General features: G+C 70.4%; 15 protein-coding genes. 7 read left to right on the top strand and 8 right to left on the bottom strand.

The window, feature by feature from the left end:
• Positions 1-435: 435 nt before the first annotated feature.
• The gene (locus FV233_RS24370) at positions 436-669 is read left to right on the top strand and encodes a GcrA family cell cycle regulator (RefSeq protein ID WP_147856381.1); all 234 of its coding nucleotides are present in this window, start codon (positions 436-438) and stop codon (positions 667-669) included.
• A gap of 19 nt (positions 670-688) precedes the next feature.
• On the opposite strand, the gene FV233_RS24365 is transcribed toward FV233_RS24370, so the two are convergent.
• The 5 genes from FV233_RS24365 to FV233_RS24345 form a co-directional block, all read right to left on the bottom strand.
• Positions 689-1,669, bottom strand: coding sequence for a type II secretion system F family protein (locus FV233_RS24365; protein WP_147856380.1), 981 nt, complete (start codon positions 1,667-1,669; stop codon positions 689-691).
• A gap of 173 nt (positions 1,670-1,842) precedes the next feature.
• Positions 1,843-2,820: a type II secretion system F family protein gene (locus tag FV233_RS24360; protein ID WP_147899037.1), complete on the bottom strand. Its 978-nt coding sequence runs from the start codon at positions 2,818-2,820 to the stop codon at positions 1,843-1,845.
• Positions 2,821-2,822: 2 nt separating this feature from the next.
• Entirely contained in the window at positions 2,823-4,268 is a 1,446-nt protein-coding gene (locus FV233_RS24355; protein ID WP_147899036.1) for a CpaF family protein, read from the bottom strand.
• A 54-nt stretch (positions 4,269-4,322) separates the two neighbouring features.
• The gene (locus FV233_RS24350) at positions 4,323-5,567 is read right to left on the bottom strand and encodes an AAA family ATPase (RefSeq protein ID WP_147899035.1); all 1,245 of its coding nucleotides are present in this window, start codon (positions 5,565-5,567) and stop codon (positions 4,323-4,325) included.
• Between the two features lie 65 nt (positions 5,568-5,632).
• Complete coding sequence (locus FV233_RS24345; RefSeq protein ID WP_147899039.1) at positions 5,633-6,349, bottom strand: CpaD family pilus assembly protein; 717 nt, start codon at positions 6,347-6,349, stop codon at positions 5,633-5,635.
• A gap of 403 nt (positions 6,350-6,752) precedes the next feature.
• Between FV233_RS24345 and FV233_RS24340 the strand changes: the two genes are divergently transcribed.
• The 5 genes from FV233_RS24340 to FV233_RS24320 are packed head-to-tail and all read left to right on the top strand — an operon-like array spanning position 6,753 to position 11,666.
• The gene (locus FV233_RS24340; protein WP_246690076.1) at positions 6,753-7,991 is read left to right on the top strand and encodes a BCD family MFS transporter; all 1,239 of its coding nucleotides are present in this window, start codon (positions 6,753-6,755) and stop codon (positions 7,989-7,991) included.
• 4 nt (positions 7,992-7,995) lie between these two features.
• Positions 7,996-9,210, top strand: a complete 1,215-nt coding sequence (locus FV233_RS24335; protein WP_147899034.1) for a geranylgeranyl diphosphate reductase — start codon at positions 7,996-7,998, stop codon at positions 9,208-9,210.
• Positions 9,207-9,710: a TspO/MBR family protein gene (locus tag FV233_RS24330; RefSeq protein ID WP_147899033.1), complete on the top strand. Its 504-nt coding sequence runs from the start codon at positions 9,207-9,209 to the stop codon at positions 9,708-9,710. The genes FV233_RS24335 and FV233_RS24330 overlap by 4 nt, the downstream gene beginning before the upstream one ends.
• Positions 9,710-10,057 (top strand): hypothetical protein, encoded by a 348-nt coding sequence (locus FV233_RS24325; RefSeq protein ID WP_147899032.1) that lies wholly within the window; start codon positions 9,710-9,712, stop codon positions 10,055-10,057. Before FV233_RS24330 ends, FV233_RS24325 begins: the two co-directional genes overlap by 1 nt.
• A 22-nt stretch (positions 10,058-10,079) precedes the next feature.
• Positions 10,080-11,666, top strand: a complete 1,587-nt coding sequence (locus tag FV233_RS24320) for a c-type cytochrome (RefSeq protein WP_147899031.1) — start codon at positions 10,080-10,082, stop codon at positions 11,664-11,666.
• 374 nt (positions 11,667-12,040) lie between these two features.
• On the opposite strand, the gene FV233_RS24315 is transcribed toward FV233_RS24320, so the two are convergent.
• Positions 12,041-12,325 (bottom strand): HigA family addiction module antitoxin, encoded by a 285-nt coding sequence (locus FV233_RS24315; RefSeq protein ID WP_147855837.1) that lies wholly within the window; start codon positions 12,323-12,325, stop codon positions 12,041-12,043.
• 4 nt (positions 12,326-12,329) lie between these two features.
• Positions 12,330-12,617 (bottom strand): type II toxin-antitoxin system RelE/ParE family toxin, encoded by a 288-nt coding sequence (locus tag FV233_RS24310; protein ID WP_147899030.1) that lies wholly within the window; start codon positions 12,615-12,617, stop codon positions 12,330-12,332.
• A 173-nt stretch (positions 12,618-12,790) separates the two neighbouring features.
• On the opposite strand from FV233_RS24310, the gene FV233_RS24305 reads away from it, so the two are divergent.
• Complete coding sequence (locus tag FV233_RS24305; protein ID WP_147855839.1) at positions 12,791-12,964, top strand: YqaE/Pmp3 family membrane protein; 174 nt, start codon at positions 12,791-12,793, stop codon at positions 12,962-12,964.
• Positions 12,965-13,007: 43 nt separating this feature from the next.
• Here FV233_RS24305 and FV233_RS24300 read toward each other — a convergent pair whose 3' ends face one another.
• On the bottom strand, positions 13,008-14,465 hold the full coding sequence (locus FV233_RS24300; RefSeq protein WP_147855840.1) for a murein L,D-transpeptidase family protein: 1,458 nt from the start codon (positions 14,463-14,465) through the stop codon (positions 13,008-13,010).
• Positions 14,466-14,757 lie beyond the last annotated feature (292 nt).

Raw genomic sequence — 14,757 nt, 5'->3', positions numbered from 1 at the left:
GGGGCGGGTGGGCCATAATCCACTATCCGGCTTTGGTTCGCGCGAGCGCCCACCAAACCACAGGCTGGACCCTGTTGCACGCCCGGTCGCCGGCCGGGGACTTCGCGGTCGGGCGGTTTCGTCAGGCCCCCGGGCGGACCGGCGCGGGGCCGCAATCCCGCGGCCAGCTACGCACCCCGCACCGTGGTCCGATGCAGCGAATGCACGCTGGTCTTGTTTTCAATCGTTGTAACCCCAGTTACGACAACACGATGACGCTCACCGCGCCAGCCGTCGAGGCCGGCTCGGGCGGGTCGCCCCCGATGCCGTTCCGCGAGACGCCAGTCCCGGACACGCGAGACGGGGCCGCCGCCTGAAGGCAGGGCGTTCAACCCTCCCTCACTGCCGAGGCGTACGCGCCGACCGTGCAGCCTGCTTATTGAGCCGATCACCGCCATGAATCAACTCGTCCGCATGTCTCAGATCGGTGATGCCGAGGGCGTCCAGGAGCCGTCGGCGGACCTGCGCGTGCCTTTCGCGCAATCCGGTGCCTTCGTGTGCAAGTACATCATCGGCGAGCCGAACGACCGCGCCGTCTGCTGCGGCGCGCCGGTCTCCGACGGCAAGAGCTGGTGCGCGTTCCACCGGCGCATCGTGTTCGAGCCGACCCGTCCCGGCCGTATCCGCTGAGCGCCCGACCCCTCGGCCGTCACTGCGTCCGCATGACCTGGATGACGGCCGGTGTGATGATGACGACGAACAGCACCGGTAGGAAGAACAGGATCATCGGCACGGTCAGCTTGGGTGGCAGGCTGGCCGCCTTCTTCTCCGCGTCGTTCATGCGCTGGTCGCGGCTCTCCTGGCTCAGCACCCGGAGCGCCTGGCCGATCGGCGTGCCGTAGCGCTCGGCCTGGATCAGCGCGGTCGCGACCGACTTGACCGGCTCCAGCCCGGTGCGCAGCGACAGGTTCTCGTAGGCCTGCCGCCGGTCGGGCAGGAACGACATCTCGGCCGTCATCAGGGCCAGCTCCTCGGCCAGCACCACCGAGGACGTGGCGATCTCGGTGCTGACCTTCCGGAATGCGTTCTCGACCGCCATTCCGGACTCGACGCAGATCAGCGTCAGGTCGAGGGCGTCCGGCCAGGCCCGCTTGATCTCGGCCTGCCGCTTCTTGGCGGTGTTGACCAGGAACAGCTCCGGCGCCTTGATGCCGATATAGGCCGCGCCGATCACCATCCCGATCCGCATCAGGTAGGTGGCGTCGATGGCCTCGAGCACGAACAGGTAGAACACGGCCGCGATCACCGAGGCCACCGGGACGATCAGGCGGAAGAACAGGAACGTCGTCTCGGCGCCCTGGCCGCGATAACCCGCCATCATCAGCTTGCGCTTGGCCGTATCGGTGCCGAGCCAGCGGTGCAGCTGGTACCGGTCGACGATGGACTTCATGTAGGCCTTGGGCGCCACGCGCAGGGTCGCCCGGTCGTTCGGCCGGGCCCGGTCCGCCTGGCGCTCCCGCCGCCGGATGAGTTCGCGCTCGTCGCTGACGATCTTCATCCGCTTGGCGAGCTTGTCCGACTCGAAGAAGGGCTGCACCACCGCGAAGGCGGTCGCGCCCGCCGCGACCGCGGTCAGCAGCGTGCCCATGAAGCGGGGATCGAACAGCTTCTCCGCGATGGCGTCGATCATGGACCGGGATCCGTTTGCTTGGGATTCTGCCGCGCCGCATCCCGAAAGTCGGCGACCACGTTTCGGGGCGATGCCCTTAGCGGACTTGCGTCGGAAGGCCGGCGCTTCGCCCGCTCAGGGCTTTGAGGAATCGCAGGTTTCGCAAAACCACACGGCACTTCTGCAAACCCCCCTCAGAAGTCGAAGGCGATCATCTTCTTGATCGTGAAGACGCCGATCGACATCCAGATCGCCGCCCCCACCAGCGCGATCGTGCCGACATCCGTCGTCCAGAGCAGCGAGATGTAGTCCGGGCTCGTCAGCGTGGTGATGCCCGCCACCGCGAAGGGTAGGCACGCGATGATCGAGGCCGAGGCCTTGGCCTCCATGCTCATCGCCTGGACCTTGCCGCGCATCTTGGCCCGGTCGCGCAGCACCACCGAGAGGTTGTTCAGCGCCTCCGACAGGTTGCCGCCCGATTGCTGCTGGATGTTGATCACGATCGCGAAGAAGTTGACCTCCGCGGTCGGCACCCGCTCGAACAGGCGCGAGACCGCCTCGCCCAGCGAGAGCCCCATCGCCTGGGTCTCGATCACCGTCCGGAACTCGCTGCGCACCGGCTCCTCGGCCTCGCGCGAGACCATGCGGAAGCAGTCGCCCACCGGGATGCCGGTGCGGATGCCGCGCACCACCACGTCCACCGCGTTGGGCAGCTCCTTGTTGAACTTCGCGATGCGCCGGAGCCGCAGGTGGCGCAGCAGCCAGGCGGGCACGCCGAAGCCCCCCGCGAAGGCGGCGCCGGCCGCCGCCACCGGGCTGTCGGTGACGATGAACACCAGCAGGCCGAGGATCGCGGCGCTGGCCCCCGAGACCGTGTAGAAGGTCCGCTTGGTCCAGCTCAGGCCGGCGCGGGCGAGCTTCAGCTCCAGCGTCGCCTTGTTGGCGTTCTTGGCCTTCGCCTCGATCTCGCTCAGCGTCTTGGCGACCTGCTCCCGCCGGTTGACCGCGACCCCGCGCACCGCCGCACCGGAGGCCGTGACGCCGATCGACTTCAGGCGCTTGCTCGCCCGCCGCTGGCCGCCGAGCAGCGGGAGCACCGCGACGTAGGCCACGGCGGCCACGGCGATGCCGATCAGGCCGGCGGCGAGCGGGAGCTGGGACGAATCCGCCATGGTCACGCCCCGTCGACGATCTCGGCGGCGTCGAGCGCCTCGCCGAGCCGACGGTCGAGCCCGTAGTAGCGGGCGCGCTCCCAGAATTTCGGCCGGCCGACGCCGGTGGAGCGATGGCGCCCGATCAGCTTGCCGTTCGGGTCCTCGCCGACGATGTCGTAGAGGAAGATGTCCTGCGTGGTGATGACGTCGCCCTCCATCCCCAGCACCTCGGTGATGTGGGTGATGCGGCGGGAGCCGTCGCGCAGGCGCATGGCCTGGATCACCACGTCGATCGAGCCGCAGATCATCTCGCGCAGGGTCTTCGACGGCAGCGTGAACCCGCCCATCGAGATCATCGACTCGATGCGCGACAGGCACTCGCGCGGGCTGTTGGCGTGGAGCGTGCCCATCGAGCCGTCATGGCCGGTGTTCATCGCCTGCAGCAGGTCGAACGCCTCGGGGCCGCGGACCTCGCCGACGATGATCCGCTCGGGCCGCATGCGCAGGCAGTTCTTGACGAGGTCGCGCATGGTGACCTGCCCCTGGCCCTCCATGTTGGGCGGGCGCGTCTCCAGGCGGACGACGTGGGGCTGCTGGAGCTGCAATTCGGCCGCGTCCTCGCAGGTGATGACCCGCTCGTCGTGCTCGATGAAGGCCGTGAGGCAGTTCAGCAGGGTGGTCTTGCCCGAGCCGGTGCCGCCCGAGATGACCACGTTGCAGCGCGACTGTCCGATGATCTTCAGGACCTCGGCGCCCTCCGGGGAGATCGCCCCGAAGCGCACGAGCTGTTCGAGGGTCAGCTTGTCCTTCTTGAACTTGCGGATCGTGAGCGCCGGTCCGTCGATGGACAGCGGCGGTGCGATGACGTTGACGCGGGAGCCGTCCGGCAGGCGCGCGTCGCAGATCGGCGAGGCGTCGTCGACCCGGCGGCCGACCTGGCTGACGATGCGCTGGCAGATGTTCATCAGCTGCTGGTTGTCGCGGAAGCGGACATTGGTCAGCTGGATCTTGCCGTCGACCTCGATGAAGGTCCGGTTGGCGCCGTTGACCATGATGTCGGCGATGTCGTCGCGGGCGAGCAGCGGCTCCAGCGGACCGTACCCGAGCACGTCGTTGCAGATGTCGTCGAGCAGTTCTTCCTGCTCGGCGATCGACAGGACGATGTTCTTGAGCCCGATGATCTCCGTGACGATGTCGCGGATCTCCTCCCGGGCGGTCTCGGCGTCGAGGCGGGAGAGCTGCGTGAGGTCGATCGCCTCGATCAGGGCGCCGAAGATCAGGCTCTTGGTCCGGTAATAGTCCTCGGAGCGCGGGTTCTCGACCACCACGGGGGCGGCGGGCTTGGGCGGCGGCTTGGGCGCCGGGGCGGAATCGCGCAGCACCGGCGCCGTCGGAACGGCGGCCCGCGCCTGCGGGACCGGTGCGGGTGCCGTCGGGGCGGCCCCGGTTTGTCGCCTACCGAACATGGGTCAGATCCAAGGCGCCCGCGTGTGGCATCGTCCCGGCGACGGGCGCGCCCATCACGAGGCCTTGCGGCCGGCGAGCTTGGCCAGCAGCGGCTCCAGCAGGCTCGTCTTGCTGCGCCGGGTCTCGGGTCGCCCGAGGGTGACCGCCGCCAGGTCGTTGAACAGCTCCGCCACCTTCGAGCCGGCCTGGATCTCGGCGATCATCTGGCCGTTGTTGGCGGCGGTGCCGAACAGGGTCGGCTCGAACGGGATCGTGGCCGCGATCGGCGCGTCCAGGGCCTTGGCGAACTCGGCCGCGCCGATCTCCGGCCGCTTGGCCATGCCGAAGCCGTTGAGCAGGATCCGGGGCGGCTGGTCGTTCGGGCGGCCGTGCTTGAGCGCCCCGAGCAGGTTCTTGGCGTTGCGCAGGCAGGCGAGGTCGGGCCCGGCCACGATCAGGATCTCGTCGGCCGCGGTGAGCACGCGCTTCGACCACGCGTTCCACTGGTGCGGGATGTCGAGGACCACGCAGGGCACGCTGGCGCGCAGGTACTCGATCAGGGAATCGAAGGCCGGCTCGGACAGGTCGATGGTCCGGTCGAGGCTCGCCGGCGCCGAGAGCAGGCTCAGGTTGTCGCTGCACTTCGACAGCAGCCGCTCGACCAGGGCCGAATCCAGGCGCTCGGGGGCGAACACCGCCTCGGCGATGCCCTGCGGCGGGTCCTGGTTGAAGTTGAGCGAGGCGGTGCCGAAGGCGATGTCGAGGTCGGCGATCACCGTCTGGACGCCCTGGTTGCGGGCCACCGACCAGGCGAAGTTGTGCGCCACCGTGGAGGCGCCGATGCCGCCCTTGACGCCGTAGACCGCCACCGTGCGGCCCACCGGCTTGACGCCCGGCGCCGTGAACAGGTCGGAGATCGCCGCGATCAGGGTCAGCGGGTCCACCGGCGCCATCAGGTAGTCGGAGACGCCGCGCTGGATCAGTTGCCGGTACAGGGTCACGTCGTTGACGTGGCCGATCACCAGCACGCGGGTGCCCTCGTCGCAGACCTCGGCCAGGGCATCCAGGCACTCGACCGGCTTCGAGCGCACGCCCTGCGTCTCGATGACGACGACGTTGGGGGTCGGCGCGTGCCGGTAGGCTTCGATCGCGGCGGCACCGCCGCCCATCCGGACCTTGACCTGGGCCTTCTGCATGCGCCGGTCGAGGGCCGCGCCCTCGATCATCGCGGCGGTCTCGCCGGTCTCGCAGAAGGCCTGGATCGTGATCCGGGGCACCGGGGCGATCGTACGCTCGGATGTCTCGGACGGGTCCGCCATGACGGCACTTTCGGGTTCGTGGTCGAGTCGCGGCGTCGGGGACCAGGGGGCGCGCACCGTGCGTCCTAGTTGGTGACTTGGGACTTGACGGCGTTCGTCCCATCTTGCCGCCATGTGGTTGACGGATCCTTGCCTTCCCGCAACTGGCCGATGTCCCGGACGCGCTTGACCGTGTCGATCCGGCCCTCCGGCCGGCCGCGCACCAGGTCGACGGGATCGGCCACCTGGGCGGCGAGGGTGGCCTGGGTGGCGCAGCCGAGGTTCCAGCTCGGGCGGTTGCCGTAATCGGACGCGAAGTTCGAGGTGCCGAGATCCTGGGGCCACAATCCGCACTGGTCGGCGACCTTGGCCTGCATGCGCTGGAAGCTCAGCCGGATCGGGGCGGCCAGGCCCGGCGCCGCGACCGGATAGGGCGACTGGAAGATCTCGCGGGCGCCGACGCCGTCCTCGGTGCCGCGCCGGAGCAGGGTCGAGGCCGTGCGCGCGACGGAATCGGCCTGGGCCGGCGGCAGGCCCTGGGGCACCTCCATCAGGATCCCGCCACGGCCGTAGCGGCGGTATTCCAGCATGAACGCGTCGATGTCGCCGGCCTGGCGCGGGTCGAGATGGCCGGGCCCGGTGGCGAACACGTCGAGGCTGCGGGTGCCGTCGGCCAGGACGATCGGATGGCGCGCCCGGTAATCCGACAGGTCGATCCCCCCGGTGGTGGCCGGCTCGCCCTTGCAGGCGGCGGCCAGCAGGCCGAGCGCGCAGGCGGCCAGGAGGCGGGACGAGCGGCCCAGCCGACCGGATCCGCACCGCGACGTCCGCGGCACCGGTGCCCGCTTGTGAATGGCCAAAGGATTCACGCGCCGGGTTACGGGCTGCTCGCGTTCGGTCAGAAGGTTCACGCCGAAAATGACGAGCGCCCTCCCTCCCCCCTCTGCGGGGGAGGGTGGCCCCTGCGTCAGCAGGGGTCGGGCCGGGACGAAGTCCCGCAAGAGGGGAGCGCCGTTTCCGGAGAGGTCGCGTCGCGCGCCACATCCTCCAGCGTCGCGCTGCCCCTCTCCCGACCCCCTTCGGGGGCCACCCTCCCCCGCAGAGGGGGGAGGGAAAAGCGGCGCGGCGCCCGAAGACGGCCTGGGCTGGCCCCAGATCGTCCGCCTCGGCCTGGTCCAGACCGCCCTGGGCAGCGTCGTCGTGCTGATGACCGCGACGCTGAACCGGGTGATGGTGGTGGAGCTGGCGCTCCCCGCCCTGGTGCCGGGGTTCCTGGTCACCCTGCATTACGGCGCACAGGTCCTGCGCCCGCGCTGGGGCTACGGCTCCGACCGGAGCGGGACCCGGACCCCCTGGATCGTCGGCGGCATGGCCGCGCTCTGCCTCGGCGGGTTCGGGGCGGCCTGCGGCACGGCGCTCGCCGCCACCGACCTCGTGCTCGGCCTCGCCCTGGCCGCCCTGTCGTTCCTGTGCGTCGGGATCGGGGCCGGGGCGGCCGGGACGTCCCTGCTGGTGCTGCTGTCGGGGGGCGTGGCGCCGGCCCGGCGCGGGGCGGCGGCCACCATCGTGTGGGTGATGATGATCCTGGGCTTCGCCCTGACGGCGCCGCTCGCCGGGCACTTTTTGGATCCGTTCTCCGGGCTTCGGCTGGTCGCCGTGTCGGGCACGGTCTCGGCGATCGCGTTCTGCGTCGCCGTGCTGGCGCTCGTTGGGGTCGAGCGACGCCTGCCCGCCCGGGCGCCCGAGCCCGAAGTGGCCAAAAAACCGTTCTTCACGGTGCTGGCCCAGGTGCTCGCCGATCCGCTGGCGCGGACCTTCACGATCTTCGTGTTCGTCTCGATGCTGGCCTACAGCGCCCAGGAGCTGATCCTGGAGCCCTATGCCGGGCTGGTCTTCGCCATGAGCCCGGGAGCCACCACCAAGCTCGCCGGGCTCCAGCACGGCGGCGTGCTCGCCGGGATGCTGCTGGTGGCGGGCGTGACGCTGGCGGCGCGCGGCACTGCGCTGGCCTCCCTGCGGCTCTGGATCGCGCTGGGCTGCGCCGGCTCGGCCGCCGCCCTGTTCGCGCTCGCCGCCGGCGGCGACGTCCTGCCCCTGCGCCCGGTGGTGTTCGCGCTGGGGGTCGCCAACGGCGCCTACGCGGTCGCCGCCATCGGCTCGATGATGGCGCTGGCCGGCCGCGGCGACGCAAGGGAGCGCGGCACCCGCATGGGCGTCTGGGGCGCGGCCCAGGGCGTCGCCTTCGGGGCCGGCGGCTTCCTGGGGGCCGCCGCCGTGGATCTGGTGCGGCTCTTCACGGCCGAGCCGGTCCAGGCCTACGCCGCCGTCTTCGCCGCCGAGGGGGGGCTGTTCCTCGTCGCGGTGGTGCTGGCCCTGCGGCTCGAGCCCGTCCGGGCTCCCGCTCGGGGCGCGATCCCGCTCAATCCCATCCTCGGCGCGAGGTGACGCGATGGCTCGGTTGAATGATGACGCCCCCTACGACGTCGTCGTGGTCGGCGGGGGCCCCGCGGGGGCGACGGCGGCCACCGAGCTGGCCCGGGCCGGGCACGCGGTGCTGCTGCTCGACAAGCCCGGGCGGATCAAGCCCTGCGGCGGCGCGATCCCGCCCCGGCTGATCCGCGACTTCGCGATCCCCGACGCGCTGCTGGTGGCCAAGATCCGCTCCGCCCGGATGGTGGCGCCGAGCGGCAAGGCCGTGGACATGCCGGTGGGCGAGGGCTTCGTCGGCATGGTCGATCGCCAGCATTTCGACCCCTGGCTGCGCAGCCGCGCCGAGGAGGCCGGCGCCGACCTGCGCGAGGCGGCCTACGACAAGATGACCCGGCCGGACGACGGCCCGCCGCTGGTGCATTTCACCACCGGCAAGGGCGAGGCCCAGGCCCGCCACGCGGTCCGGGCGCGGCTGGTGATCGGCGCCGACGGGGCCTGCTCGCCGGTGGGCAAGGCCGAGGTGCCCGGCCACGACAAGATGAAGCAGGTCTTCGCCTATCACGAGATCGTCCGGGTGCCGGCCCCCGATGCGCCGGGGGGTGGCGCCGTCGATGCCGCCCGCTGCGACGTCTATTACCAGGGCCGGCACTCGCCCGACTTCTACAGCTGGATCTTTCCGCACGGGGAGACCGCCAGCATCGGCACCGGCAGCGCGAAGAAGGGCTTCTCCCTGCGCTCCTCGATCCGGGCGCTCCGCATCGCCACCGGCCTCGACGGCGCCGAGACGATCCGCCGGGAGGGCGCGCCGCTGCCGCTGAAGCCGCTCAAGCGCTGGGACAACGGCCGCGACGTGCTGCTGGCGGGCGATGCCGCCGGGGTCGTCGCCCCGGCCTCCGGCGAGGGCATCTACTACGCGATGCTGGGCGGCCAGCTCTCGGCCGAGGCGGCGAAAGCCTTCCTGGCCACCGGCGACGTCCGGGCGCTCGCGGGCGCGCGGAAGCAATTCATGAAGCTGCACGGCCGCGTGTTCTGGATCCTCGGGATGATGCAGTGGGTCTGGTACCGCAGCGACGGCCTGCGCGAGCGATTCGTGTCGATCTGCCGGGACAAGGACGTCCAGCAGCTCACCTGGGACAGCTACATGAACAAGGAGCTGGTCCGGGCCAAGCCCGCCGCCCACGCGCGGATCTTCTTCAAGGACCTCGCCCACCTGTTCCGCTGGGTCTCCCCGTGACTTTTCTGGGGCTCGATCCGAGCTGGGGCCCGCCCGTGGTGGCGGCCGTGGTGGCGATCCTGGTCGCGGTCGCCGGCGGGGTCGCGACCAAGACGGATGGCTGGTACCGGCACCTGCGGTTCCCGTCCTGGAAGCCGCCGGATTGGGCGTTCGGGCCGGTCTGGACCACCATCTTCCTGCTCACCACCATCGCCGCCGTGATGGTCTGGAACCGCGATCCCGATCCCACCGCCCGGCTGCTGCTGGTCGCCGCCTACGCGGTGAACGGCGTGCTCAACATCGCCTGGAGCGTGCTGTTCTTCCGGTTCCGCCGGCCCGACTGGGCGCTGGCCGAGGTCGCGGCCCTGTGGCTGTCGATCGCCGTGCTGGTGCTGGTCACCGGCCGGGTCTCGATCGCGGCCGGGCTGATGAACCTGCCCTATCTCGCCTGGGTCAGCGTCGCCGCCTGCCTGAACCTGCGGATCGTGCGCCTCAACGCGCCGTTCCGGGGGCTCGCCTGATGGAGGCGCTGTTCGCCTCGGGCCGGATCGTCGACATCATCCTGGGGCTGGTCGCCGCCGAGGCGCTGCTGCTCGCCTGGTTCGCGCGGCGCCGCGGGATGGCCCCGGCGCCGCTGCTCGCCAACCTTGGCTCCGGTGCCGCGCTGATGCTGGCGCTCCGGGCCGCGCTTACCGGATCCGGCTGGCCGACGGTCGCCGGCTGGATGCTGGCGGGCCTGTTGGCCCACCTCGCCGACCTCGGTCTTCGGTTCCGGCGGGGCGGCACGGCGCATCGCCGCACCCGGCCGCAGCCAGGAACAACGCCGCAGAGCGCCGCGTTCACGCGCAGCACCCTGGAAAACCTATAAAGACGGCTCGGGAGAGGTCGCCATGCAGCGCAGGAACGCCCTCTCGCCGGCCCGTGGCGCGGCCCCCATCCTTGCGGGCCTGCTGCTCGCCGCGCCGGCCCTGGCGCAGGACGGGTCCGACCCGGTCGAGCGCGGCAAGTACCTCGTCACCATGGGCGACTGCGCCGCCTGCCACACCGCCCCGGGCGGCAAGTTCCTGGCCGGCAACTACGCGCTCAACATGCCGTTCGGGGTGATCATGACCCCCAACCTGACCCCCGACAAGGAGACCGGGCTCGGCGACTACTCCTACGCCGACTTCGAGAAGTCGTTCCGCCAGGGCTACAGCAAGCATGTCGGCTACCTGTATCCGGCCTTCCCGTTCGGCTGGTACACCAAGGTCACCGACGCGGACACGCAGGCCATCTGGGCCTACCTGCAATCGCTCCCGCCGGTGAGCGAGAAGCGTAAAGAGAACCAGATCCCGTTCCCGTTTAACGTCCGAACCGCGCTGGTGACGTGGCGGACCGCGTTCTTCACGGAGGAGCGCTTCAAGCCCGACCCGAGCGCCAGCGCCGAGGTGAACCGCGGCGCCTACCTGGTGGAGGGGCTCGGCCACTGCGCCATGTGCCACAACGAGAACAAGCTCGTGGGCAATTCGAGCTTCGCCGGCCGCTTCGGCGGCGGCGTCATCGACGGCTGGTACGCCCCCAACATCACCCCGGACGGCCACCAGGGCATCGGCGCCTGGACCGACGAGCAGGTGGTGACCTACCTCAAGACCGGCACCGCCCCGGGCGACCGCCCCGGCGTCGCCGCCGGCCCGATGCGCCAGACCATCATGGAATCCCTCTCCAAGGTGAAGGAGGAGGACCTGAAGGCGATGGTCGCCTACCTGCGCACGGTCCCGGCCAAGCAGACCTACAAGCCCAAGGACCTCACCGCCTTCGACACCGCCGGCGCCCCGGGCGCCTCCACCTACCTGACCTACTGCTCCTCCTGCCACCAGCCCAACGGCAAGGGCATCGAGGGCGCGGTGCCGGCGCTGGCCGGCAACACCTCCGTCCAGTCCGAAGGCCCCGAGACGGTGCTGCGGGTGATCTACGGCGGTCTTGCCGCCCAGAGCGGGCTCGCCCCGATGGTGGCGATCGGCCAGCAGATGACCGACGTCGAGGTCCGGAACGTCACCGACTACATCCGCAACTCCTGGGGCAACAAGGCGCCGCCGGTGACCGGCGACAAGGCCTCCGAGGCCCGGGCCGCCACCAAGACCATGCTGGCCGGCACCGCCCCCTGCGCCGAGATCGAGCAGGACACGCTGAAGGCCGCCTTCGACAAGGTCGGCGTCGCGGCGACGCTCACCGGCCTCAAGCAGCAGGACTTCGTGCCGACGCTGGTCCGGGTGGTGCCGCAGATCAAGGCGGCCGACACCGGCGCCTCCGACGACGACGTGGTCAACGCCCTCACCACGGCCTTCTGCAAGGTCGGCCGCGACGATCCGCAATACGCCAGCCCGAGTTGGCCCGCGGTGATCGGCACCTTCGCCAACGTCGCCTACAGCCAGGTGAAGAACCCGGAGAAGCAGGCGGCGGCCGTCCCCGGCGCGACCACGCCGCCGGCGAAGAACTGAGGTTTTTTGGGGGGGCGGGACGTGCCCTCCCCGTCCGTGCAGCGACGGGCCTCAGGGGTTCGGATTTTCGGTTCCCCCGGCAGGAAAAGCCTGATCTCGTTCTTCGGGCGAAGGCTCGACGCATACCGTCACGCACCCTCATCCCGGGGCCGCGCAGCGGAGCCCGGGATCCAGACCCGCTGATGTGCCAAGCCTTGCAGGGGCAGCGTTTCTGGTTTCCGGGCTCCGCTGCGCGGCCCCGGAATGACGGCACGGGTGGCGGAAGTCCGTTGTGGCTCATGTCCCTGACGGGTCGGAGGGCGAACGCCGCCGCCTCGGCCACCTTCAGCCGGTGGTTCCCGTCCGTCCCATCGCGCCAAGCGTGAAAGAGGCGCTCAGGCCGGTTCGTAGGGCCGCACCTTCGAAAGGTCGGTCTCGGCCTCCGCGTGCGAGAGGTCGTGCGCGGTCTGAAGGTTGAGCCAGAACTGGGGTGTCGTCCCGAACCGGATGCTCAGGCGCAGCGCGGTATCGGCGGTCACGCCGCGGCGTTCGCGGACGATCTCGCTGAGCCTGTTGGGCGGGACATCGAGTTCGGCGGCGAGGCGATTGGCGCTCAGTCCGTGCGGCGCCATGAACTCCTCGCGGAGAACCTCACCGGGATGCGTGCGCAGGCGGGGCATGGGGTTATCCTCTATGGTAATCCACGATCTCGACGGTCTCGGGTCCGGCGTCGCCCCATGTGAAGCAGATGCGCCACTGGTCGTTGATGCGGATGCTCCATTGTCCGTCGCGGTTACCGCTCAGCTTCTCGAGCTGGTTGCCGGGCGGGGAACGCAGGTCGCCCAACGCGGCGGCCGCGTCGATCATGTCCAGCTTGCGGACGGCGACGGCCTTGAAGGCGCGCCACTGCCGGTGACAGACGTCGCGGAGGTGGAGCGCCTCCTTATCCTTGTCCGCGAAACTCTGAATCATCGCCGCGCGCTACGTTGTACGTAAAACGTATCAGAGCCGGCGGAGTCGCGCAACGGTTCCGGTTCGACCGCTCGCGATGACGAAGGGCGGCCTGAGCCGCACGGTGGTACCCGCAACGGGAACGGACACGGCCGCGCGTCGTTTGTGCCGCGACCTCACAACTCGGAGTTCCCGTGTCCAGCCTCGTCCGAATCCTGCTCGCGATCTTCATCCCGCCGGTGGCGGTGCTCGTCACCACGGGCTTCGGCCTGCAGTTCCTGCTGAACATCCTGCTGTGGCTGATCTTCTGGCTGCCCGGCACGGTCCACGCCCTGTGGCTGATGAACCGCGACCGGCCGCTGCTCTGATCGCTACGGCGGGGCCGTGACCGCTACGGCTTGGCCGTAGCCGCTACGGCTTGGCCTTGGCCTCCGGCTCGCCCTTGCGCAGGACGAGCTTCGGATCGGCCTTCGGCTCCACCTTCGCGGTCTTCACCGCGTGCGGCTTGGCCGCCGCCTTGGGGGCGAGCGGCTCGGCCGCGTGCGCGAGCTTGACCGGCTCGGGCACGACCGTCGCGTCCACCGCCGGGGTGGCGGGGGTCGGCTTCTCCTTGTCGAACAGCGAGCCCATCAGCTTCTGGTAGCTGCTCGGATCGCCATCCGCGTCGGCCACGGCGATCCGGGCGGGCTTCTGGCCGACCGACGCGGTGGTCTCGACTCGGAGATCCGGATCGGTGCGGTTGGCCATCAGCGTGGTGGCGGCGGGCTTCTGTCCCCGTCCGGCCTTCGCAGTCGCCTTCGCCGGCACGGCCGCGGCCATCATCGTCGGCTGCACCTTCGGGTCGATCTCGATCTCCTGCGGCCCGGCCGCCAGGGTCTCGGGGCGGCTGACGTCGCCGAGATTGTGCCGGCCGAACTCCTTGGCGTCGTAGGGCAGCACCGTCTCGGTGCCGCCGAGGCTCGCGAAGGCGCTGGTGTTGGCCGGCGGCCGGAACACCGGGTTCTGGCCGCCGTCCTGGTAGACCACGCGCACGGCCGGCGTGCCCTTGGCGACCAGCTCGGCCACCTCGCGCTCGTCGTGCTCGCGCTTCTCGGCCACGACGGGGTCGACCCGCGGCTTGCACGCGCCGGCCGCCGCGTCCGAGCCGCCGAACACGTATTTGGTCCCGCACTGGCCGACCTTCGGCTCCTCGCGCAGGGCCTCGAAGTAATCCGAGCCCTCCTTGAGGTTCTGCCAGAACGGCATGTTCGGGTCGTTGCGGAACTTGGCCATGTTCTGGGCCGTCATCCGGAACGGGTAGGACTGGAACTGGAAGCTGCGCTGGCCGCCGATGAACGCCTCCCGGGCCACCGCGTAGATCTCCGCGATGGTCGCGTCGGTCATGGCGAAGCAGCCCGCCGACGAGCAGGTGCCGTGGACCATCAGGTACTTGCCGGTGCGCCCGTTGGCCCGGTCGACGGCATTCGGGAAGCCGGTGTCGAACGAGAGGTAGTACGACGAGTTCGGGTTCATCAGGCCCGGGGTGATCGTGTAGAACCCCTCCGGGGCCTGCCGGTCGCCCTCGCGGACCTTCGGCCCGAGCTGGCCGGACCAGCGGCAGATCGGGTAGGTCTTCAGCAGCGCGTAGCGGCCGTCGCCGCCGCGCTTCCAGACCTCCATCTCCGCTTCCTTCTTGTAGGCGCGGATCAGGATCGGGTCGGATTGCTGCATGCCCTTGGTCTGCATCAGGGCGAGCGTCTGGGGGGCGATCGGCGCGATGCTGCGCGCGCTCGGGCCGTTGATCCCGGAGCCGTCCTGGCAGCCGGCCAGCGCGAGGGCCAGCAGGGACGCCGCCGCCAGCAGTCGCGCAGTCGCGAGACGCGCCGTCATGGGGAACCTCGTCGTCTTCAGTCTGCGCCCGGCGGCCTTTTGATAGCCGACATCGGGCGCCACTCCCCAACCCAATAGGCTCGTTAAGCTTGCACCTTCGTTACCGCAAGGACCGGGGTGCAACACTGCACGGCTGTGAGCGGTGGATACGATAGCTGTGCACACGTCTTCGCGGGATGGGGATGAGGGCTGCGACGAACATGCGCGCGCCCCTCCCCCCTCTGCGGGGGAGGGTGGGCCGGCCGTCAGGCCGGGTCGGGAGAGGGGCAGCGCGACGGTTCAGGATCTCGCG

It is taken from the genome of Methylobacterium sp. WL7 (genome assembly GCF_008040085.1).
Taxonomy (GTDB): Bacteria; Pseudomonadota; Alphaproteobacteria; order Rhizobiales; family Beijerinckiaceae; genus Methylobacterium; species Methylobacterium mesophilicum.
This window is presented reverse-complemented; position numbering and strand designations above follow the sequence as displayed.

Bases quoted from the DNA above. Each gene is read 5' to 3' on its own strand.
- FV233_RS24355 (WP_147899036.1), bottom strand. From the start codon at position 4,268: ATGTTCGGTAGGCGACAAACCGGGGCCGCCCCGACGGCACCCGCACCG.
- FV233_RS24300 (WP_147855840.1), bottom strand. From the start codon at position 14,465: ATGACGGCGCGTCTCGCGACTGCGCGACTGCTGGCGGCGGCGTCCCTG.
- FV233_RS24365 (WP_147856380.1), bottom strand. From the start codon at position 1,669: ATGATCGACGCCATCGCGGAGAAGCTGTTCGATCCCCGCTTCATGGGC.
- FV233_RS24335 (WP_147899034.1), top strand. From the start codon at position 7,996: ATGGCTCGGTTGAATGATGACGCCCCCTACGACGTCGTCGTGGTCGGC.
- FV233_RS24350 (WP_147899035.1), bottom strand. From the start codon at position 5,567: ATGGCGGACCCGTCCGAGACATCCGAGCGTACGATCGCCCCGGTGCCC.
- FV233_RS24310 (WP_147899030.1), bottom strand. From the start codon at position 12,617: ATGATTCAGAGTTTCGCGGACAAGGATAAGGAGGCGCTCCACCTCCGC.
- FV233_RS24360 (WP_147899037.1), bottom strand. From the start codon at position 2,820: ATGGCGGATTCGTCCCAGCTCCCGCTCGCCGCCGGCCTGATCGGCATC.
- FV233_RS24315 (WP_147855837.1), bottom strand. From the start codon at position 12,325: ATGCCCCGCCTGCGCACGCATCCCGGTGAGGTTCTCCGCGAGGAGTTC.
- FV233_RS24325 (WP_147899032.1), top strand. From the start codon at position 9,710: ATGGAGGCGCTGTTCGCCTCGGGCCGGATCGTCGACATCATCCTGGGG.
- FV233_RS24340 (WP_246690076.1), top strand. From the start codon at position 6,753: ATGACCGCGACGCTGAACCGGGTGATGGTGGTGGAGCTGGCGCTCCCC.
- FV233_RS24370 (WP_147856381.1), top strand. From the start codon at position 436: ATGAATCAACTCGTCCGCATGTCTCAGATCGGTGATGCCGAGGGCGTC.
- FV233_RS24320 (WP_147899031.1), top strand. From the start codon at position 10,080: ATGCAGCGCAGGAACGCCCTCTCGCCGGCCCGTGGCGCGGCCCCCATC.